We start from the raw sequence: 19,312 nt of genomic DNA on the forward strand, positions 1-19,312 counted from the left end.
CTTACTCCTTGGCCGTCAGGTTCACTACACGGTTGGTGCGGTCCACGGGGCGCACCTCCTGCCCCTCGCGCAGCACATGGCCACCCGCGGCGACCACCCAGTCGCCCGGCTTCAAGCCTTCGAGTACCGGGACGCTGTCGGTGCCGTATGGCCCGAGGCGCACCACCGTGCGCGCCAGGCGGTGGTCCGGGTTGACCCGCCAGACATAGGCCTGGCCGTTTTCTGCGGTCACCGCAGACAACGGCACCGCCAGTGGGATGAGGCCCTCATGGGCAATGAACACGCGCGCGCTCTGGCCCAGCTCGGCCGGTGCCTTGGCTGAAGTGAAGGCGATGCGCGCGGCAAAGGTGCGCGAGCGTGGGTCGGCTGCCGGCGAAAGTTCACGGATGCGCCCTTCGAAACGCTCACCAGGGTGCGACCACAGTTCCACACTGACCGCCTGCCCCACCGCGAAGCGGGCGAATTGCTGCTCCGGCAGGCCGATGGCTACCTCACGCTCGCCATCTGCAGCCAGGGTGAACACGGTCTGCCCGGCGGCGACCACCTGGCCGACCTCGACCTGGCGCTTGGCGATCACCCCAGCCTGCGGCGCACGCAGCACCGCGTAATCGGCCTGGTTGCCGGCCACGTCGAACTCGGCCTTGGCTTGTTTAAGGCGGGCCATGCCGGCGCGGTAGAGGTTTTCGGCATTGTCGTATTGCGAATGGCTGACCATCTGCCGGTCCAGCAGCTTCTGGTAGCGATCACGCTCGGCGCGCACCAGCGCCAGGTTGGCTTCGGCGGCCGCCAGTTGGGCGCGATTGGCCTCCAGTTGCAGGCGCACATCCTGGGGGTCCAGCTCGGCCAGCGGCTGCTCGGCCTTGACCCGCTGCCCTTCCTCGACCAGGCGCTTGCTGACCTTGCCAGCGATGCGGAAGGCCAGTTCCGGCTCGAAGCGCGCACGCACTTCGCCGGGGTAGCTGTCGGCTGCCGCTTCGGCAGGCTGCGGCTGGATCACCAGTGCCGGGCGCGGCGCAGCGGGCGGTGCGGTTTCCTGGCCACACGCCGTCAGCAACAGGGCGACGGTAGCGGGCAAAGCGATGGACAAGGCATGGCGCAACATGATGAATCCTTTCGCGAAGAGCACATCGAATATTTATACTGACGGGTATATTAAATCAGCAAACCGAAGCCGGGAAGCCAGCGCCGGAAAGAAAATCAACATCAACGTTTGGCCATTCCTTGAGGCCGGATGGCGTGCGACCCGTTAAGATGGGCGACTCTTCAACCAGATGCAGACTCCAATGCCCAACGACGCACCCATCGGGCCCGGTCGCCCCAAGGACCTGGCCAAGCGCGAGGCGATCCTCGAAGCGGCCAAGACACTGTTCCTCAGCCTTGGCTATGCCAACACCAGCATGGATGCGGTCGCTGCGGCGGCAGGTGTTTCAAAACTCACCGTGTACAGCCACTTCACCGACAAACAGACGCTGTTCTGCTCGGCGGTCATGGCAACCTGCCAGATCCAACTGCCGGACCTGCTGTTCGAGTACCCCGAGGGGGCACCGATGGAAGAGGTGCTGCTGACCATTGCGCGTAACTTCCAGGCGCTGATCAGCAGCGACGAAGCGGTCAAGCTCAGCCGCCTGATCATGGCCCAGGGCAGCTCGGACCCAAGTTTTGGCGAGTACTTCTACGAAGCCGGGCCCAAACGCGTGCTGGCGGGTATGGAAGCGCTGCTGCGCGGAGCGCATGAGCGCGGGTTGCTGCGCATCGATAACCCGTTGCGCGCGGCAGAGCACTTCTTCTGCATGGTCAAGGGCGCGCCGGACTACCGGTTGCTGCTGGGGTGCGCCGGGCCGTTGGAAGGCGACGAGGCCGAGGCGCATGTGCGTGAGGTGGTGGGGGTGTTCATGCGGGCGTTCCGCCCATAGCGGGATCCATTCAACCTACCGACACCCACCCGGTACGGTAGGAGCAGCCTTGTGCTGCGAAGAGGCCGGTGAAAGCCGTGAAGATTCAAGGTGAATTCACCGGCCTCTTCGCAGCACAAGGCTGCTCCTACAGGCGTCTTCGTTATCAGGCCTTCAGCGCTTTCTTCGGGTAGATGTCATACCGGCTCGACTTGCCCTCCAGGCAATGGCTAGGCTTCGGCCCGTCGATGATCGGTGCCTTGCGCGGGCGCTTCACCACCACCCGATGGCTGGCCAACGCCAGGGCGGCTTCGAGCAAGGCCGGGGCATCCATGTCATCCCCCACCAACGGCCGGAACACGCGCATTTCCTTCTTCACCAGGGCGCTTTTGTCCCGGTGCGGGAACATCGGGTCGAGGTAGATCACCTGCGGCGGCTCGCCCTCCCAGGCGCGCATGCGCTCGATGGCATTGCCGGTCAGCAGGCGCATACGCCCGACGATCGGGCCCACCTCTTCATCGGCACGGGCCCGTGCCAAGCCGTCTTCCAACAACGCGGCAATCAGCGGCTGGCGCTCGATCAGGGTCATCTGGCAACCCAGGCTGGCCAGCACGAAGGCATCCTTGCCCAGCCCTGCGGTCGCGTCGAGCACTTGCGGGCGAACACCTTGAGCAATGCCGACCGCTTTGGCGATCATCTGCCCGTTGCCACCGCCAAACTGGCGCCGGTGCGCAGCCTGGCCTTCGACGAAGTCCACCCGCACGGGCCCAGGTGCCTGTGGGCCCAATTGCTGGATCTGCAAGCCTTCAGCGCCCACCTGCACAGCGAAGCCGGCGGCATCGTCCTGCAGCGGCAGGCCCAGGCGCTCGGCCCACGCCGCAGCCTGTTGCGCATACTCAGCCGACATCGCTTCGACCCTGATCCCCGTGCCTTGCTCTTCCATCGTCCACACCTAAAAAATCAAACCCAGCCCTTAATGAATCGGCAACCACGGCCGATACAGGCAATATCCCGCTATTCTGCCAGAGCACAACGCGCGCGACTGCCATGACAGATACTCTTCCCATCGGTTTGACCTACCTGTCGCCTGTCGGCCACTACGGTCAGCAGAATACCCAGACACTCGGGGGCGTCAGCCACCTGTGGCAGGATTTCTTTGCCCGCGCCATGGCCGAGCAACAGGACGTACCCGCGGACAGTATCAGCGAGTCGTTCGTGCAGTACGATCAGCACAGCGGCGAGCCGATTGGCGGGGCCAGGGCACTGGCGCTGATCGATGCCCAGCGCGCCTGCGCCGTACACGACACCGAAGTCGCGCCCCCCGAGCCGCTGTTCCTGCCCAAGGCAGAGCTTGAGGCCAACCTGCTGGAACCTGCGCCTGAACCGTTCAGTGCCATCGAGCTGATCGAACAACAGCGCGAGCTGGACCTGAGCAACAGCTGGTTGCGCCCGGTGGTCATGAGCCAGGGCCAGCCGCTTGCCGAGCCGGGCCCAGGCCCCTCCCCACGCCCACTGTTCCTGCCTATCGCCGAGTTCGAGACCAACCTGCTGGACCCGGCGCCCGAGCCCTACGACGAAACCACCCTGGCCAAACAGCAGAACGATCTCGAATTCGACATCCATTGGGCGCGCCCGGTGGTGCTCAACAACGTTCGCGCCTACGCCTGAGTCTACAGCGGCTCAGCGACAGATCTGCCAAAGGCCCATGTCAACGTGGAAGTGGTTGTGGTGCGCGGCATTGTAGTCGGGCCCCAGCACGGTACTGAAGCGCTCGCAGGCCACCTGCTGCAGCTCGCGTAAAAACTCAGCCTTCTGCCCGCCCGCCTGCCAATCCTGCGCCAGCACGATGCGCTGGCCGTCCTGCAAGCGAAAACCACTGATATCCAGAGCGTTGGCGGTGGCATGCTGGCTGAGTCGGCCTTGTTTGCGGTGGTAGACATTGCGGCAGGCGAAACTGCCCAGATGATCGACCTGGGTCACCGGCTGCCCCAATACCCGCTGCGCCACGGGCTGCAGGCCATGCTGCTCGAACAGCGCATAGGCCACTGCCAGCGGGCAACTGGCGAGAAAACTGCTGCTGAGCCGCGCCTGACCGCCTTCGATGCGCCACACGTTGTTCAGCGGGCAGTTGGCCGAGGCTGGGCTGTCGGCCTGGGCCCGGTAACGCAGGCCACTGGTTGCCAGCGCTTCGCGGCACAGCGCCGGGTCATTGCGCAGGCGCGACAGTTTGTAGGCAGTGAGCAGGTTGGGTGGCTGGCGCACGTCCAGCGCCGCCCAGGGGTTCCATGCATCGGGCAGGCGCCAGCCGAGGTGCCAGGCCACGCCTGCCATCAAGGACAGGCCCACCAGCAGCGCCAGCAGCGCACGCATGGCCAATCAGCGACGGAACAGATCGTTGAGCTGCGCGAACGGCAACGCCTGTTCGCCGTAACCGAACGTGCCTTCATCGCGAATTTCCAGGGCAGCCCGGTGGAAAGCCCCTAACGCTGCGCGGGCCAGCGACGACCCCACGCTGATTCGGCGCACGCCCAGGTCTTGAAGTTGATTGACGCTCAGCGTCACGCCTGCCAACCCCATCAGCACGTTGACCGACTTGGGCGCCACCGCCTGTACCACTGCGCGAATTTCTTCGACAGTGCGCAGACCAGGCGCATAGAGTACATCGGCACCCGCTTCGGCAAAGGCTTGCAGGCGCAGGATGGTGTCGTCCAGGTCCATTCGCCCGTGCAGCAGGTTTTCTGCGCGGGCGCAGAGGGTGAAGGGAAACGGCAGGCTGCGCGCCGCCTGAACCGCCGCGCGCACGCGCTCCACCGCTAGGCCGTGGTCATAGATGGGGGCGTCCTTGCGCCCGCTGGCGTCCTCGATAGAGCCCCCCACAAGGCCCGCCTCGGCGGCACGCAGAATGGTCTGTGCACAATCCTCAGGCAGGTCGCCAAAGCCGTTTTCAAGGTCGGCGGCAACCGGCAGCGCCGTGGCATCGACGATCACGCCGGCATTCGCCAGGGTTTCGTCCAGGCTCAACGCGCCTTCGGCGTCTGGCCGGCCCAGGCTGAAGGCCAGGCCCGCGCTGGTCGTGGCCAGTGCCTCGAAGCCAAGGCTGGCCAGCAGCTTGGCAGAGCCGGCATCCCACGGGTTGGGGATGACGAACGCGCTGTCGCGCTCATGCAGGGCCTTGAAGGCTTCGGCTCGCAGGGTTTGCACATCCATGGTCTCAACCTCAGGCATTAAGGAGTGGTCAGAGTAGTCCCAGTTGTTCGACCTCAGGGGCGCGTGGCAATTCCGGCAATGATGCAAGGCCGGGCAGGCGCTGCATCAGGCGCTGGTGAAAGCGCTGGGCCAATGCCGCAGCCAGGCGGTTATCCGAGGTGTGCAAGAAGATGTAGGGGCTGCGGCCTTCCTCGATCCAGCTGGCAATCTTGTCCACCCAAGGCGTCAGGAAGGTTTCGTTGGCGTCCAGTTGCGGGTGGCCAATAAAACGCACCTGCGGGTGCTGGCTGAAGGCAGCGGGGCGCGGTGGCACTTTGGGTTTCTTGGCTTGGGCATGCAATACGGCGGGGTCGCGCGATGTGCAGCTGAACAAGGCCCGTGGGTCGAGGCAGATGCGCTCGACGCCACGCTCGAGCAGCAGCCGGTTTAGCTGCCGCTCCTCCTCACCCCGCGCAAAAAAGGCGTCGTTACGCACCTCGACGGCCACCGGCACCGCCACTTCATCCAGAAAGTGGCTCAACTCTGCCAAGCGCGCAGGCCCGAACATGGCAGGCAGCTGCAACCAATAAGGCGATACTCGCTCACCCAGCGGCGCCATCAACCGGGTGAAGGTGGTCGCCGCGTCCAGTTGCTCGCGAAGGTCCGCGGCATGGCTGACCTCGCGGGGGAACTTGGCCGTGAAACGAAAGTGCGCCGGCATGACCTGTGCCCAGCGGGCCACGGTCGCGGGCGCGGGGCTGGCATAGAAGGTGGTGTTGCCCTCGACCGCATTGAACACCTGGCTGTACAGGCCCAGGTATTCAGTGGCTCGGGCGTCGGCGGGGTACAGGTAATCGCGCCAGGCGCTTTCGCTCCACGACGGACAACCCAGAAAATAAGGCAGAAGAGAGGGAGTCATCCCTCAAATGTACAGGTCGAGCCCCAGTACTTCCATGTCCCAATCGGTAAAACCGGCTGTGCTCAGGTAACTGGCCAGCGCCGTTGCTGTGCGCCGGTCACGGGCGCGGGGGAAGACCATGTCTTGCTGGCGGGCTGGCAGGCCACCGCTGCGACGGCGAGTGGTGGCCTCTTGGGAGGCGTCGCTTTGCGCGTCATTCTCGATCACTTCGGCATCGTCGATTGCCTCGTCGCGCACCGACGCTTTGCGCGGAGCGCGCTTGATCGGGTAGGACTGCGAGGAGAAACCGTCGATACGCATGGTGTGAGCACTCAGGACCAATGATGGCAATTTAGCAGCATCAGTGTTCCGTCGCTAATGCTCGAGTGATAACTAGACCACAGTTCGCGCGAAAGGTTTTATCGTCATCGGCGATAACCGACGAGTAGCCGTCAGCGTTTCTTGGGTGTGGCTACATTATCGCGCAAGTACACCGGTTGCGCCTGCTCGGCAGCGATGGCCTCGCCGCGCGCCCAGGCGAAGCGGGCCAGGCTGAGGATGTCGAGGGCATTGGGCAACGCTGCGGCATTGCTGGCAGCGACCTGCACTGCCAGGCGCTCGGCATACCCCCAGCCGGTGCCGGCACCGAACCACTCGCCCGTGCTGGCGTCGGGCAGCGCCACGCGCTCGGGCGCCAGCACCGCTTCCTGGCCGATCAGGCGCATTTCGCCTTCGTTTGCCTGGTAGCAGCCCCAGTACACCTCGTCCATGCGTGCATCGATGGCGGCAGCCACCTGCTGCACACCCTGCTCACGCATCGCGCCTTGCGCCAACGCGGCCAGGTTGGACACCGGCAGCACCGGGCGTTCGAGCGCAAACGCCAGGCCCTGAACCACACCGATGGCAATCCGTACGCCGGTGAAGGCGCCCGGGCCACGGCCGAAGGCGATAGCATCCAGCGCGTTCAGCGCTACACCGGAGTCACCCAGCAGTTGTTTGATCATCGGCAGCAGCTTCTGCGCGTGCTGACGTGGGATCACCTCGTAATGGCTGGTTACCTTGCCGTCATGCAACAGGGCAACGGAACAGGCTTCGGTGGCGGTATCCAGGGCCAGCAGGGTGGTCATCGAACGGGTTTCCAGGGGCAGGGAAAAGAGCGTCAGTATAAACGACAACGGCCCGCAAGCGGGCCGTTGTCATGCAAGGCGTTGGATCAGCTCAGGGCTGCCAGTACCTTGGCAGTGATGGCGTCGACCGAACCGACACCTTCGATGTGGCTGTACTTCGGCTTGCCGGCATTGGCGGCCGACAGCTTCTGGTAGAACTCGACCAGCGGCTTGGTCTGGGTGTGGTAGACCGACAGGCGATGACGCACGGTTTCTTCCTTGTCGTCGTCGCGCTGGATCAGGTCTTCGCCCGTCACGTCGTCCTTGCCTTCCACTTTCGGCGGGTTGTACTGAATGTGGTAGGTGCGGCCCGAAGCCAGGTGCACGCGACGGCCCGCCATGCGGCCAACGATTTCTTCATCGTCAACGGCGATTTCGACCACGGCATCGATGTCGACACCGGCAGCGACCATGGCTTCAGCCTGTGGAATAGTGCGTGGGAAACCGTCGAACAGGCAGCCGTTGGCGCAATCCGGCTGGGCGATGCGCTCCTTGACCAGGCCGATGATCAGCTCGTCGGAAACCAGTTGGCCGGCATCCATGACTTTTTTCAGTTCCAGGCCCAGCGGGGTGCCGGCCTTGACGGCGGCACGCAGCATGTCACCGGTGGAGATCTGGGGGATACCGAACTTCTCGGTGATGAATTTTGCCTGAGTACCTTTACCGGCCCCGGGAGCTCCCAGCAGAATTACGCGCATCTCGTGCTCCTCAAATTTTTTTATGAAATTCAATGGATTCGGCAACCAGGGCCAAGTCCGGAAAATCGGGTATGACCATAAATCGGTCAGAAGGCTGCTCAAGATACACAGCGCCCGGCAGCCAGACAAGCGTCCCAAAGTTGCAGGAATGCGCCACTTGCGCACTGCCCGGTAGGCGGTTGCGCTCGGCGCAACCGCCCTCCTCGCCCTTTATTGCCGCTAAAGGTGCACCCTTGCCTGGCGTGCCGCGCGTTACCTCAGCCGGTATTGCGCAGGCCTGCTGCAATGCCCGCCACGGTGACCAGCAAGGCCTGCTCCAACGGGCTGTCCAGAGCGGCTTCGCGGCCGCGCGAGCGCGCCAGCAGCTCGGCCTGAAGGCGGTGCAGCGGGTCCAGGTAGGTGTTGCGCAAGCTGATGAATTCCAGGGTCTCTGGGCTGTGCGCCAGTAGCACCGGCTGCCCGGTCAGGCCCAACACCACCTGGCAGGACTGCGACAATAGGTCGCGCAGGTGCACACCTAAAGGAAGCAACTCCGGTTGCACTAGACGTTCGTCGTAGGCCTCGGCGATTTGCGCATCGGCCTTGGCCAGCACCATTTCCAGCATGTCGATACGGGTACGGAAGAACGGCCATTGCTCACGCATTTGCGCCAGCAGCTCGCCCTGGCCGCGTTGCAAGGCATTGCTCAAGGCCGTTTCCCAGCCCAGCCAGGCAGGCAACATCAGGCGCGTCTGGGTCCAGCCGAAGATCCACGGGATAGCCCGCAGGCTCTCGATGCCGCCCGCGCGTCGCTTGGCCGGCCGGCTGCCCAACGGCAGGCGGCCCAACTCCTGCTCAGGCGTCGACTGGCGGAAGTACTCGACGAAATCGGGGTTGTCGCGCACCACGCTGCGGTAGGCCTGCACGCCATCGGCGGCCAATTGGTCCATGACCTCACGCCAGGCCGGCTGCGGTGGGGGTGGCGGCAACAAGGTGGCCTCGAGCACAGCCGCCAGGTACAGGTTGAGGTTCTGTTCGGCGATACCGGGCAAACCGAACTTGAAGCGGATCATCTCGCCCTGCTCGGTGGTGCGGAATCGCCCAGCTACCGAGCCCGGCGGCTGCGACAGAATCGCTGCGTGGGCCGGGCCGCCGCCACGGCCAACGGTGCCGCCACGGCCGTGGAACAGCAGCAGTTCCACTTGATGCTCGCGGCAGATGCGCACCAGGTTTTCCTGCGCCCGGTACTGCGCCCAGGCGGCCGCTGTGGTGCCGGCGTCCTTGGCTGAATCGGAATAGCCGATCATCACTTCCTGCGGCCCGCGCAGGCCAGCGCGGTAGCCAGGCAGGCCCAGCAGGCGCTGCATCACCGGGCCGGCGTTGTCCAGGTCGGCCAGGGTTTCGAACAGTGGCACCACACGCATCGGGCGGGTCAGCCCGGCTTCCTTGAGCAGCAACTGCACGGCCAGCACATCTGAAGCCGCGCCGGCCATGGAAATGACATAGGAGCCCAGCGAGGCGGCCGGGGCAGCGGCAATTTCCCGGCAGGTGGCCAGCACCTCGGCGGTATCCGCCTGGGGCTGGAAATGCGCAGGCAATAATGGCCGGCGATTTTTCAGTTCGGCCAGGAGGAAGGCGATGCGCTGCTCTTCATCCCAGTCGGCATAGCGCCCCAAGCCCAGGTAATCGGTGATTTCTGTCAGCGCATCACGGTGGCGAGCGGCATCCTGGCGCACATCCAGGCGCCCCAGGTACAGGCCAAAGGTCACGGCACGGCGCAGGCAGTCGAGCAGTGGCCCTTCGGCGATCACGCCCATGCCGCATTCGTGCAGCGACTGGTAGCACAGCTCCAGCGGCGCGATCAGGTCGCGGTTGTCGACCAGTACATCGGCACCGGCGGGCGTGCTGCTGCCCAAGGCGGCATGCGCCCAGGCGCGGGTCGCACGCAGGCGGTCGCGCAGTTGCTTGAGGATTGCGCGGTAGGGCTCGGCACTGTCGCCGACATGCTCCCGCAGCGCGCTGCTGGCATGTTGCATGGACAGCTCGGCGGCCAAGGCATCGATATCACGCAGGAACAGATCAGCGGCCATCCAACGTGCCAGCAACAGCACTTCACGGGTTACCGCCGCCGTGACATTGGGGTTGCCGTCGCGGTCGCCGCCCATCCACGAGGCGAAACGGATAGGTGCGGCCTCCAGCGGCAGGCGCAGCCCCGTGGCGTCATGCAGCGCCTTGTCGACCTTGCGCAGGTGGTTGGGGATGGCCTGCCACAGCGAATGCTCGATCACCGCGAAGCCCCACTTGGCCTCGTCCACGGGGGTCGGCCGGGTGCGGCGGATTTCTTCGGTGTGCCAGGCTTCGGCGATCAGCCGGCGCAGGCGCTCACGTACCTGCTGACGTTCGGCGGGGGTCAAGTCGCGATGGTCCTGGGCGGCCAACTGGCCGGCGATGGCGTCGTACTTCTGGATCAAGGTGCGCCGCGCCACTTCGGTGGGGTGCGCGGTCAGTACCAGCTGAATGTCTAGCTTGGCCAACTGCCGGGCCAGGGCGTCGTTGCCATGCCCGGCCTGCTTCAGGCGGGCCAGCAGCTCAGGCAGCACGCGTGCCTCGAAGGGCTCTGGCTGGTCGGCGTCGCGGCGTCGGATCAACTGGTACTGCTCGGCCATGTTGGCCAGGTTGAGAAACTGGTTGAACGCCCTTGCTACCGGCAGCAAATCGTCGTCAGCCAGGTCCCCAAGGGTCGAGCTCAGTTGCTCGCCAGCCACCCGGCGGTCGGCCTTGGCGCTGTGGCGGATGCCCTCGATCTTCTGCAGGAACGCCTCGCCGTGCTGCTGACGAATGGTGTCGCCGAGCAACTCCCCCAACACATGGACATCTTCACGCAAACGCACATCGATATCGGTCATTGGCCCTCTCTGTAGCGCAGCCTTGGCGCACTCGTTCAGGAAACAGCACTGGGCCAAGAGTGCCCCCAGCCGCGCGCCGATAGCAAGCCTAAGGGCAAGCCGTGATCGGCAAAGCAAACTAAAGTGCAAGCAGAGCACTCCGATGCAATGCAGCCTTTCGAGGCGTTGACAGAGGTCATCATGAAAATCCGTGAACTCGCCCAGCACTGGGAACAGAATGCCGCAGGCACCCTCAGCCGTACCGGCCATGTGCTGCATCTGGACCTGGAGTCCGAGGCGCGCCTGGCCGCGCTGATCGACATGTACCCCAAGCGCACCGCCGAAGAACTGCTCGGCGAACTGGTGGCGGCGGCCCTTGAGGAAATCGAGGCCAGCTTCCCCTATGTAAAGGGGAGCCAAGTGATCGCCACCGATGAAGAAGGCGACCCTTTGTTCGAAGATGTCGGCCCTACCCCGCGTTTTCTGTCGCTGTCCCGGCACCACTTGCATGAGCTGAGCAGCACCGCTGACGACAGCCAAAAATAGCCACGATGCACACTGTTCCGGGCCTGCAAGGCCCAGAATACCCCGCCTGAGTGTGAAAGTTCCGCACAAAACTCACTGACCAATCAGTCAGAAAACTTTGCCCGATTACGGGATTTTTTTCTGAACTAATCGAAAAACGGCCGAGTCCGAGCAAATAGCCATCACGCTAAAACCCTGCACACTGCCCTCGTGCACCGTTCAGCTGAAGCGCACGGTAACTGTCAGGGATTCAGCGATGGACTGCTACGGACATCGTCGTTATCAGGAGTGATCCAATGGAGCTGACCACCATGAAGACCCGCACTTTCAAACCGTCATCCACTCATGTGCGCGGGTTCAAGCTGGCCGCGCTGGCCCTGGGCAGTAGCCTGGTCCTGGCCGGCTGTGCGGGCAACCCGCCCACCGAGCAGTATGCCGTAACCCAGTCTGCCGTGAACTCTGCGGTCAGTGCGGGCGGCACCGAGTTCGCCGCGGTGGAAATGAAAGCGGCGCAGGACAAGTTCAAGCAAGCCGAAATCGCCATGCACGACAAGAAGTACGACGACGCCAAGCGTCTGGCCGAACAAGCCGAATGGGATGCCCGCCTCGCCGAACGCAAGGCTCAGGCGGCCAAGGCCCAGAAGGCCGTGCAGGATGCCCGCCAGGGCGTTCAGGACGTACGTGAGGAAGGCCTGCGCAGCGCTCAGTGAGCCCTGCCCCGCCACCCTTAGCCTTCGCACTCGATCAAAGGATGAACACTATGCGCAAACACGTCATGATTCCCGCCCTGCTGGCCCTGAGCGTCGGTCTTGCAGCCTGCTCGCACGACCCGAACGCCAACCTTGAGTCGGCCCGCACCAACTTCTCTGCGCTGCAGAGCGACCCGCAGGCGAGCAAAGTCGCGGCGCTGGAAACCAAAGATGCTCAGGATTGGCTGAACAAAGCTGACAAGGCCTACATGGACCGCGAGGACCAGAAAAAGGTCGACCAGCTCGCTTACCTGACCAACCAGCGTGTCGAAGTCGCCAAGCAGACCATTGCCCTGCGTACGGCTGAGGGCGAACTGAAAAACGCCTCCGCCCAGCGCGCCCAGGCCAAGCTGGATGCCCGCGACGCGCAGATCGCCAAGCTGCAGGACAGCCTGAATGCCAAGCAGACCGACCGCGGTACGCTGGTCACCTTCGGCGACGTGCTGTTCGACTTCAACAAGGCCGTACTCAAGAGCAATGCCTACCCCAACGTGACCAAGCTGGCCCAGTTCCTCCAAGAGAACCCGGAACGCAAGGTCATCGTAGAGGGCTACACCGACAGCGTCGGCTCGGCCAACTACAACCAGAGCCTCTCCGAGCGTCGCGCCGGCGCCGTGCGCATGGCGCTGATCCGTGCTGGCGTAGACCCAGCGCGAATCGTCGCCCAGGGTTACGGCAAGGAGTACCCGGTGGCTGACAACGGCAGCAACTCGGGCCGTGCGCAGAACCGTCGCGTGGAGGTGACCATCTCCAATGACAACCAGCCGGTGGCACCGCGCTCGGTAAGCCAGGCGCAGTAAGCTGACTCGCTGCAACGAAGAACCCCGCCCTGATGGCGGGGTTTTTCATCTGTCAGCAAAATTAAAAGCACCTTTAAAAGCACTCCTTAAAGATCTATAGTCGTGTCACCAATAACTGCATTCACGGGTTGATACAACTATGACCTACCCGGTTCTAGCCGATCTGGCAGCATCCATCACTGACCTGAAAAAGGACCCCATGGGCACGATCCGTGAAGCGGCTGGTGAAACGGTGGTCATCCTCAATCGCAACGAGCCAGCGTTCTATGCGGTACCGCCGGAACGTTACGAAGCGATGATGGAGTTGATCGACGACATGCAGTTGGCTGAGCTGGTACGCCAGCGACGTGGCGAGCCCACAGTGAAAGTGGATATCGATGAGCTCATCGCCGAAGCCGAAGGCAGCAAAAAGCCACAGCCTTGAATTCAATATTCGGGCACAGAGGGAATTTAGGAAACTGGATAGCCAATTGCAGATCCAGTTTGCGAGAAAACTCAGGGAGCGCTTGGCGCAGCCGAGGGTGGACAAGGACAAACTGTCTAGCATGCCCGACTGCTACAAGATCAAGCTGAGGTCATCGGGCTATCGCCTGGTTTATCAAGTTATCGATGAGCGAGTGGTGGTCATCGTTATCGCTGTAGGCAAGCGAGAAAGAAGCGATGTGTACGATGCTGCGAAGTCTCGCTTGATGTGATGTGTTAACTGTGTCGGCCCTTTCGCGGGCAAGCCCGCTCCCACAGGCTGTGGGCGGGCTTGACGGCGAAAGGGCCGGAAGGGCAATGCAGACTTCAGGTCACTGCACCTGCTGCGGCGTCTCCTCCCCCATGCAGCGCACCGCACGTTTGCGGTTATCGACCAACACGCCGGTCAGGCCTTTCTGTTGGGTATCGAACAACACCAGCACACCGTCCACGCACTGGGCCACCTGGGGTGCAGGGTCGAGGGAGGCTTTGTAGTCTTCGCCCGGCAGGGTCTTGAGCATGGTGAAATCCTGCAGCAACAGGGCATCTTCAGGCTTGGCGAAATGCAGGTAACCGTAGTACCACAAAGCCCCCACCGTCACGATGATGCTGCCGACGCCGGTCAGGATCAGCGGGATGGCGTTGCGTTCTTCACTCATTGCTTGTTCTTCTCGTCAGGGTAATTGGGCACTTCGGCAAGCCGCCGCAGGCCGTTGAAATGACTCGGGTCGTCGAGGAAGCGCAGCATCACCTGGCGCCACACTGGGTCGGCGAACGTTTGTACATGGCCCCCTCGGGTCAACTGCAGTACCCGCGGCGGCGGCGCGTGCTGGTACAGGCGGATGCCGTTATCCAGCGGCACCAGGTGGTCGTCGATGCTGTGGAAGAACAGCTTCGGCGGGCTGTCCAGGCGCTCGATCGAACGGATCGCGCTGTCGCCGTCCGGCACCAGCCACGACAGCGGCACCTGCAGCGGCCAGGTCATCCATGAAGTGCTCAAGGCAAACCGCCCGACCGCACGGTAGCTGGCTGGCACGCCATCGAACACCAGCGCGCTGAAGCGCTGGCGCTGCTCAGGGTGGGCCGCCAGGTAATGAATGGCCATGGCGCCGCCCAGGCTCTGCCCCAGCAGCACCACTGGCTTGCCCTTGACCTCGGGCGCCTTGTCCAGCCAGGCCATGGCCGCCGCGAGGTCTTCATAGACCTCGGGCAAACTCGGTTTGCCCTGGGACAACCCATAGCCCCGGTAATCGACCATCAGCACCTGGTAGCCCTGCTCCGGCAGCCAGTAGCTGCCGCCCAGATGGCCGGCCAGGTTGCCGCCGTTGCCGTGCAGGTGCAGCACGGTGCCCTTGACCTCGACCCCGGCCTTGGCCGGTAGCCACCAACCATGCAGGCGTACGCCATCCGAAGTGGTCAGGCTGACGTCACGGTAGTCGAGCTTGGCCCGCTCCGGGGTGAACGGTTGGCCGTGCTCGGGGTAGAACAGCAGGCTGCTGCAACCGCTCAGGCCCAACAGGAGCACGCCAAGGGCCAGCAGGCGGCAGCGTTCAGAGAATGTTCGCGTAGTCGGCTTCAATGCGATCCAGGCTCAGGTGGTTGAGGAAGTTGGAGAAGCACATCCAGGCCGACAGTGCGTTGAGGTCACGGAACTGTTCGGGCAAGTACTTGGGCGGTTCGACCAGCCCCTCCTCGACCAGTTGGCGCAAGGTGCGCATGTCTTCCAGCGTGGTCTTGCCGCAGAACAGCAGCGGGATCTGCTCAAGCTTGCCCTTCTTCACGGCCAACTGAATGTAGTTGTAAACCATGATGAAGCCCTTGAGGTAGGACAAGTCCTTGGTGAATGGCAAGCCATTGGGCACCGAGCCGCGGAACACTCGGCTGGCATTGCTGTAGCTCTGCGCCATTTCAAAGCCCTGGGCTCGGAAAAATTCGAACACCTGGAGGAAGTCGGCGCCCTCCTCGACCATGTGGATGGCGCGTGTACGGTTGGTGAGCTTGCGCAGCCGGCTGGGGTAAGAGGCGAAGGCAATCACCTCCATGAGGATCGCCAGCCCCTCCTGGGTCACCGTCGATGAGGGTGGGCCCTTGGCCAGGAAGGTGCAGATCGGCTGGTTCAGGCCGTTCAGCGTGGTCCCCACATGCACCAGGCCTTCATGCACCTCCAGCGCACGCACGTCGCGGCTGTTGAACATGGCATCGGCACGTACCTTGATGTAGTCGGCACCGGCCGCCGCATCGGCGACGATACCGTCGGATTCGAACACGCGGATGGTTTCCTCGGCCTCGCCGAACACCTTGTTCAGGCGGCGCTGGAGGATGTCCACAGCCTCTTTGGCGGTGAGGTTCTTTGGCTCGTCCTTGAGGTCGCCGCGGCCATCGATGTTGTTCAGGTAGTCCGACAGCATCAGGCCCAGGTCGGCCAGGGTTGGGTCACCGGCGTGAAAGGCGTCGGACGCCGCGCCGTACAGCTCCTGCGAGATCAGCCCGAAGTCCTCGGTGCCGCGTGCCTCGAGCATACGCACCACCATGCGGTATTCCTTGCACATGCGCCGCATGATCTGCCCGACCGGGTTGAACTGCCCGAGCCGGCGAGTGATGTCACGTTCGATGTTCTGGAATTCGGCCTTGACCGCGCTGGAGTCGAACGACAGCGGCCGCGACTGGTAATAGGCGCGGTCTACCGCAGGTGGCTCTTTGCCTTTGGCCTTGAGGAAGCCGTGGCGGATGTTGTCGTCCCATTTCACCGCATCGAGTACGCGGATGGGGGTCTGCGCCGCAACGATGCGGTCTGACAGCGCGCGTATGGTCTGCTGGTACTCGTCCACCGGGGACTCCTTATCTGCCTCGGCCTCGGTCCCTGTAGGAGCAGCCTTGTGCTGCGAAGAGGCCTCTATCGGCAACAAATATCTGTTGTCTTACCGGCCCTTTCGCAGCACAAGGCTGCTCCTACCGGGATCACATTGCAGTTTCACACCCTGAAAAGGACGGCAGAGGTCATTACTTGCCGGAGCGCTGGAAGCGTGCCACCTCGACGAACAAGTCGGAGTTGGCTGGGTCGTCCAGGTAGGCCAGCACCCGCGCCGAGGGGCTGTCGATGAGCACGCCCTCGCCGTTGTCTTCCGGCACTTCGGTGTTGCGCCCGGTCAGCTCTTTGTTTTTCACGGCCTGCTGCACCTGCTCGACATCGAGGTTGTACACCACCAGCTCCTTGCCATCGACGACTTCAAAACCGCCAATCAGGAAATTGCCACCCAGGCGCTTGGGCACGCCGGCCGAGAGGTACCAGCGGTTGCCGTGGCGCGAGACGGTGAAGACGTACTCTTCGGGGGCTTTGCCCTTGGCCGTGGCCACCGCCTTGTAGGCATCGCCGCCACTGCGGCTGATCGACAGCTTCAGCGGTTCGCCCCAGGCGTCCTTGCTGCTCCACTTGCCGAGCAGGGCCTTGGGCGCGGCCTGGTTGCTCGGCAAGGGCTCATGGAAGGTCACCAGACAACCGCCCAGCAGCAGGAATGACAGCGTCAACAGCACCACACGCCAGGCTTTCATCAGGTTCTCCTTGAAAATAAGGTCTCAGCTCAAGCCGATGCCAACACCAGGTGCAGGTAACGGGTAAGCATAGCGAGCATCTGCCCATCGGCTTGCGCGTTCGCATCCTTGAGCAGGCCCTGATATTCCATCTGCTCGATAATCGCCGTCAACATTTGGGCGTCTTGTTCCGGTTGCCGCGAGCCGACCACCTGCAGCAATTGCCGGGTGCCGTGCAGCAGAATCTGGTCGTGGGCGCACACCAGCTCGGCCAAACGCGGGCACAGCAGTGCCTCCTGACGGAAGGCCTGCTCGGCCATCAGAAAGTCGCGCCGGTTGAGCAACTGACGCGACACATAGTCAGCGGTCATGCTTGCCACTTCGTCGGCCAGCCGCGCCCGCGCCTGCGGGCTGCCATCGCCCTGGGCGAGCATCTGGCGCAGCACCACCTCGGTGTTGGCCCAGAGCTTGGCCATGTAGGCGGCGCTGCGCTCGACGTACTGGGCGAAGGTATCGGTGAGCAGGTCCTCGATGTCCTTGAAGTAATAGGTGGTGGCCGACAACGGCACACCCGCCTCGGCGGCCACGGCACGGTGGCGCACACCGCGCACACCATCGCGCACGACGATGCGCATGGCGGCGTCGAGGATCAGCTGGCGGCGCTGCTCGCTGCCTTGGCGGGCGGTCTTGCGGCCCTGGTACTGCACACTTTCGGCGACGGCGGTGGCGATGCCAGCGGCGCCTTGCTCAGCGATTGCGGGGGTCACGGGGTTACCTCACGGACGGTGTGTTGGCTGTACCGGCCCCTTCGCGGGCAAGCCCGCTCCCACAGGGATCGTATCGCGCCTGAGGGCAGCACAATTCCTGTGGGAGCGGGCTTGCCCGCGAAGGGGCCGGTGCAGACAACATAAGGCTTCAGGCAAGAAAAAGCCGCCCCTAGAGGCGGCTTTCTCAGATCACTCAGGCCTGCGGACGCATATGTGGGAACAGGATCACATCGCGAATCGACGGCGAGTTGGTCAGCAGCATCACCAGGCGGTCGATGCCGATGCCTTCACCGGCGGTTGGCGGCATGCCGTATTCCAGGGCGCGGACGAAGTCGGCATCGTAGTGCATGGCTTCGTCGTCACCAGCATCCTTCTCGGCCACCTGGGCCAGGAAGCGCTCAGCCTGGTCTTCGGCATCGTTCAGCTCGGAGTAGGCGTTGGCGATTTCGCGGCCACCGATGAACAGCTCGAAGCGGTCGGTCACGGCCGGGTTGTCGTCGTTGCGACGGGCCAGCGGCGACACTTCGAACGGGTACTCGGTGATGAAGTGCGGCTGCTCCAGCTTGTGCTCGACCAACTCTTCGAAAATCATCACTTGCAGCTTGCCCAGGCCTTCGTGGCCCAGCACCTTGGCACCGGCCTTTTTGGCGATGTCACGGGCACGGTCGACGTCTTGCAGGTCGGCAGCGGTCAGCTCAGGGTTGTACTTGAGGATCGAGTCGAACACCGACAGGCGCACGAACGGCTCGCCGAAGTGGAACACCTTGTCGCCGTACGGCACGTCGGTGCTGCCCAGCACCAGCTGCGCCAGCTCGCGGAACAGCTCTTCGGTGAGGTCCATGTTGTCGGTGTAGTCAGCGTAGGCCTGGTAGAACTCGAGCATGGTGAACTCGGGGTTGTGCCGGGTCGAAACGCCTTCGTTACGGAAGTTACGGTTGATCTCGAAAACTTTCTCGAAACCACCGACTACCAGACGCTTGAGGTACAGCTCCGGCGCAATGCGCAGGAACATGGCCATGTCCAAGGCGTTGTGGTGGGTTTCGAACGGCTTGGCCGCTGCGCCGCCAGGGATGGTCTGCAGCATCGGCGTCTCGACTTCGAGGAAGTCGCGCTCGATCAGGAATTTGCGGATGTGCGAAATCACCTGCGAGCGAACACGGAAGGTGTGGCGGGTTTCTTCGTTGACCATCAGGTCGACGTAACGCTGACGGTAGCGCTGCTCGGTGTCGGTCAGGCCATGGTGCTTGTCGGGCAGCGGGCGCAGCGACTTGGTCAGCAGGCGCACGTTGGTCATTTCGACGTACAGGTCACCTTTGCCGGAGCGGGCCAGGGTGCCCTCGGCGCTGATGATGTCGCCCAGGTCCCAAGTCTTGACGGCGGCCAGGGTTTCTTCCGGCAGGGTCTTGCGATTGACGTAGACCTGGATGCGGCCAGTCATGTCCTGGATGACCATGAACGAGCCACGGTTGAGCATGATGCGCCCGGCAACCTTGACCGGAATCGCTGCAGCTTCCAGTTCTTCCTTGGTCTTGTCGGCGTACTGTTTCTGCAGGTCGTTGCAGTAGCTGTCGCGACGGAAGTCATTGGGGAAGGCATTACCCTTGGCGCGCTCTGCGGCAAGTTTTTCCTTGCGCAGGGCGATCAGGGCGTTTTCTTCCTGTTGCAGGTCTTGCGGTGCGCTATTGAGGTCGCTCATGTCGTCATTCTTTCCATCAGGTATTCGTTGCCCTTTTCGGGCAGGGCACGCGATGCCGGCGAGTAGCCAGGCATCGCGGCA

Annotated in this window: 22 protein-coding genes; 7 read left to right on the forward strand and 15 right to left on the reverse strand. The window is 63.4% G+C overall.

Going from position 1 to position 19,312, the window contains the following annotated elements:
- Window position 1: 1 nt before the first annotated feature.
- Window positions 2–1,102, reverse strand: a complete 1,101-nt coding sequence (locus tag QOS90_RS11280) for an efflux RND transporter periplasmic adaptor subunit (RefSeq protein WP_027595771.1) — start codon at window positions 1,100–1,102, stop codon at window positions 2–4.
- Between the two features lie 169 nt (window positions 1,103–1,271).
- Between QOS90_RS11280 and QOS90_RS11285 the strand changes: the two genes are divergently transcribed.
- A complete protein-coding gene (locus tag QOS90_RS11285) occupies window positions 1,272–1,913 on the forward strand; it encodes a TetR/AcrR family transcriptional regulator (RefSeq protein WP_027595770.1) in 642 nt (213 codons plus the stop codon).
- Between the two features lie 145 nt (window positions 1,914–2,058).
- Here QOS90_RS11285 and QOS90_RS11290 read toward each other — a convergent pair whose 3' ends face one another.
- Window positions 2,059–2,835: a class I SAM-dependent methyltransferase gene (locus QOS90_RS11290; RefSeq protein ID WP_085272738.1), complete on the reverse strand. Its 777-nt coding sequence runs from the start codon at window positions 2,833–2,835 to the stop codon at window positions 2,059–2,061.
- Between the two features lie 104 nt (window positions 2,836–2,939).
- Between QOS90_RS11290 and QOS90_RS11295 the strand changes: the two genes are divergently transcribed.
- The gene (locus tag QOS90_RS11295; protein ID WP_085272737.1) at window positions 2,940–3,560 is read left to right on the forward strand and encodes an energy transducer TonB; all 621 of its coding nucleotides are present in this window, start codon (window positions 2,940–2,942) and stop codon (window positions 3,558–3,560) included.
- A 12-nt stretch (window positions 3,561–3,572) separates the two neighbouring features.
- On the opposite strand, the gene QOS90_RS11300 is transcribed toward QOS90_RS11295, so the two are convergent.
- From QOS90_RS11300 to ppc, 7 genes are all read right to left on the reverse strand, one after another.
- Window positions 3,573–4,262, reverse strand: coding sequence for an extensin-like domain-containing protein (locus QOS90_RS11300; RefSeq protein ID WP_085272736.1), 690 nt, complete (start codon window positions 4,260–4,262; stop codon window positions 3,573–3,575).
- Window positions 4,263–4,268: 6 nt separating this feature from the next.
- A complete protein-coding gene (locus tag QOS90_RS11305; RefSeq protein WP_085272735.1) occupies window positions 4,269–5,099 on the reverse strand; it encodes an isocitrate lyase/PEP mutase family protein in 831 nt (276 codons plus the stop codon).
- 28 nt (window positions 5,100–5,127) lie between these two features.
- Window positions 5,128–5,997, reverse strand: a complete 870-nt coding sequence (locus QOS90_RS11310) for a DUF72 domain-containing protein (RefSeq protein WP_085272734.1) — start codon at window positions 5,995–5,997, stop codon at window positions 5,128–5,130.
- A gap of 3 nt (window positions 5,998–6,000) precedes the next feature.
- Window positions 6,001–6,297, reverse strand: coding sequence for a hypothetical protein (locus tag QOS90_RS11315; RefSeq protein ID WP_085272733.1), 297 nt, complete (start codon window positions 6,295–6,297; stop codon window positions 6,001–6,003).
- Between the two features lie 131 nt (window positions 6,298–6,428).
- Window positions 6,429–7,103, reverse strand: coding sequence for a tRNA (adenosine(37)-N6)-threonylcarbamoyltransferase complex dimerization subunit type 1 TsaB (gene tsaB, locus QOS90_RS11320; RefSeq protein WP_027595763.1), 675 nt, complete (start codon window positions 7,101–7,103; stop codon window positions 6,429–6,431).
- Window positions 7,104–7,189: 86 nt separating this feature from the next.
- Complete coding sequence (gene adk, locus QOS90_RS11325; protein WP_027595762.1) at window positions 7,190–7,840, reverse strand: adenylate kinase; 651 nt, start codon at window positions 7,838–7,840, stop codon at window positions 7,190–7,192.
- A 257-nt stretch (window positions 7,841–8,097) separates the two neighbouring features.
- On the reverse strand, window positions 8,098–10,725 hold the full coding sequence (ppc, locus tag QOS90_RS11330; RefSeq protein ID WP_085272732.1) for a phosphoenolpyruvate carboxylase: 2,628 nt from the start codon (window positions 10,723–10,725) through the stop codon (window positions 8,098–8,100).
- A gap of 180 nt (window positions 10,726–10,905) precedes the next feature.
- Between ppc and QOS90_RS11335 the strand changes: the two genes are divergently transcribed.
- The 5 genes from QOS90_RS11335 to QOS90_RS11355 all read left to right on the forward strand — a co-directional run bounded on the left by QOS90_RS11335 (window position 10,906) and on the right by QOS90_RS11355 (window position 13,473).
- Window positions 10,906–11,250 carry a pilin assembly protein gene (locus QOS90_RS11335; RefSeq protein ID WP_085272810.1) on the forward strand — a complete coding sequence of 115 codons (345 nt, stop codon included), beginning with the start codon at window positions 10,906–10,908 and terminating at the stop codon, window positions 11,248–11,250.
- A gap of 275 nt (window positions 11,251–11,525) precedes the next feature.
- Complete coding sequence (locus QOS90_RS11340; protein ID WP_027595759.1) at window positions 11,526–11,939, forward strand: DUF4398 domain-containing protein; 414 nt, start codon at window positions 11,526–11,528, stop codon at window positions 11,937–11,939.
- A 50-nt stretch (window positions 11,940–11,989) separates the two neighbouring features.
- Window positions 11,990–12,778 (forward strand): lipotoxin F family OmpA-related lipoprotein LptF, encoded by a 789-nt coding sequence (gene lptF / locus QOS90_RS11345; RefSeq protein ID WP_085272731.1) that lies wholly within the window; start codon window positions 11,990–11,992, stop codon window positions 12,776–12,778.
- 139 nt (window positions 12,779–12,917) lie between these two features.
- Window positions 12,918–13,202, forward strand: a complete 285-nt coding sequence (locus QOS90_RS11350) for a type II toxin-antitoxin system Phd/YefM family antitoxin (RefSeq protein WP_027595757.1) — start codon at window positions 12,918–12,920, stop codon at window positions 13,200–13,202.
- Complete coding sequence (locus QOS90_RS11355) at window positions 13,156–13,473, forward strand: type II toxin-antitoxin system RelE family toxin (RefSeq protein ID WP_027595756.1); 318 nt, start codon at window positions 13,156–13,158, stop codon at window positions 13,471–13,473. The genes QOS90_RS11350 and QOS90_RS11355 overlap by 47 nt, the downstream gene beginning before the upstream one ends.
- A gap of 99 nt (window positions 13,474–13,572) precedes the next feature.
- Here QOS90_RS11355 and QOS90_RS11360 read toward each other — a convergent pair whose 3' ends face one another.
- From QOS90_RS11360 to lysS, 6 genes are all read right to left on the reverse strand, one after another.
- Window positions 13,573–13,899 carry a PA3694 family proteiin gene (locus QOS90_RS11360; protein ID WP_027595755.1) on the reverse strand — a complete coding sequence of 109 codons (327 nt, stop codon included), beginning with the start codon at window positions 13,897–13,899 and terminating at the stop codon, window positions 13,573–13,575.
- Complete coding sequence (locus QOS90_RS11365) at window positions 13,896–14,819, reverse strand: alpha/beta hydrolase (protein WP_085272730.1); 924 nt, start codon at window positions 14,817–14,819, stop codon at window positions 13,896–13,898. Before QOS90_RS11365 ends, QOS90_RS11360 begins: the two co-directional genes overlap by 4 nt.
- Window positions 14,791–16,068, reverse strand: coding sequence for a flavohemoglobin expression-modulating QEGLA motif protein (locus QOS90_RS11370; protein ID WP_027595753.1), 1,278 nt, complete (start codon window positions 16,066–16,068; stop codon window positions 14,791–14,793). The genes QOS90_RS11365 and QOS90_RS11370 overlap by 29 nt, the downstream gene beginning before the upstream one ends.
- Window positions 16,069–16,240: 172 nt before the next feature.
- Window positions 16,241–16,789, reverse strand: a complete 549-nt coding sequence (locus tag QOS90_RS11375; RefSeq protein WP_027595752.1) for a hypothetical protein — start codon at window positions 16,787–16,789, stop codon at window positions 16,241–16,243.
- A 29-nt stretch (window positions 16,790–16,818) separates the two neighbouring features.
- A complete protein-coding gene (locus QOS90_RS11380; protein WP_027595751.1) occupies window positions 16,819–17,523 on the reverse strand; it encodes a TetR/AcrR family transcriptional regulator in 705 nt (234 codons plus the stop codon).
- 205 nt (window positions 17,524–17,728) lie between these two features.
- A complete protein-coding gene (lysS, locus tag QOS90_RS11385) occupies window positions 17,729–19,231 on the reverse strand; it encodes a lysine--tRNA ligase (RefSeq protein ID WP_027595750.1) in 1,503 nt (500 codons plus the stop codon).
- Window positions 19,232–19,312: the final 81 nt, after the last annotated feature.

The organism is Pseudomonas sp. LAIL14HWK12:I10 (assembly GCF_900184205.1).
GTDB classification, from domain to species: Bacteria; Pseudomonadota; Gammaproteobacteria; order Pseudomonadales; family Pseudomonadaceae; genus Aquipseudomonas; species Aquipseudomonas kermanshahensis.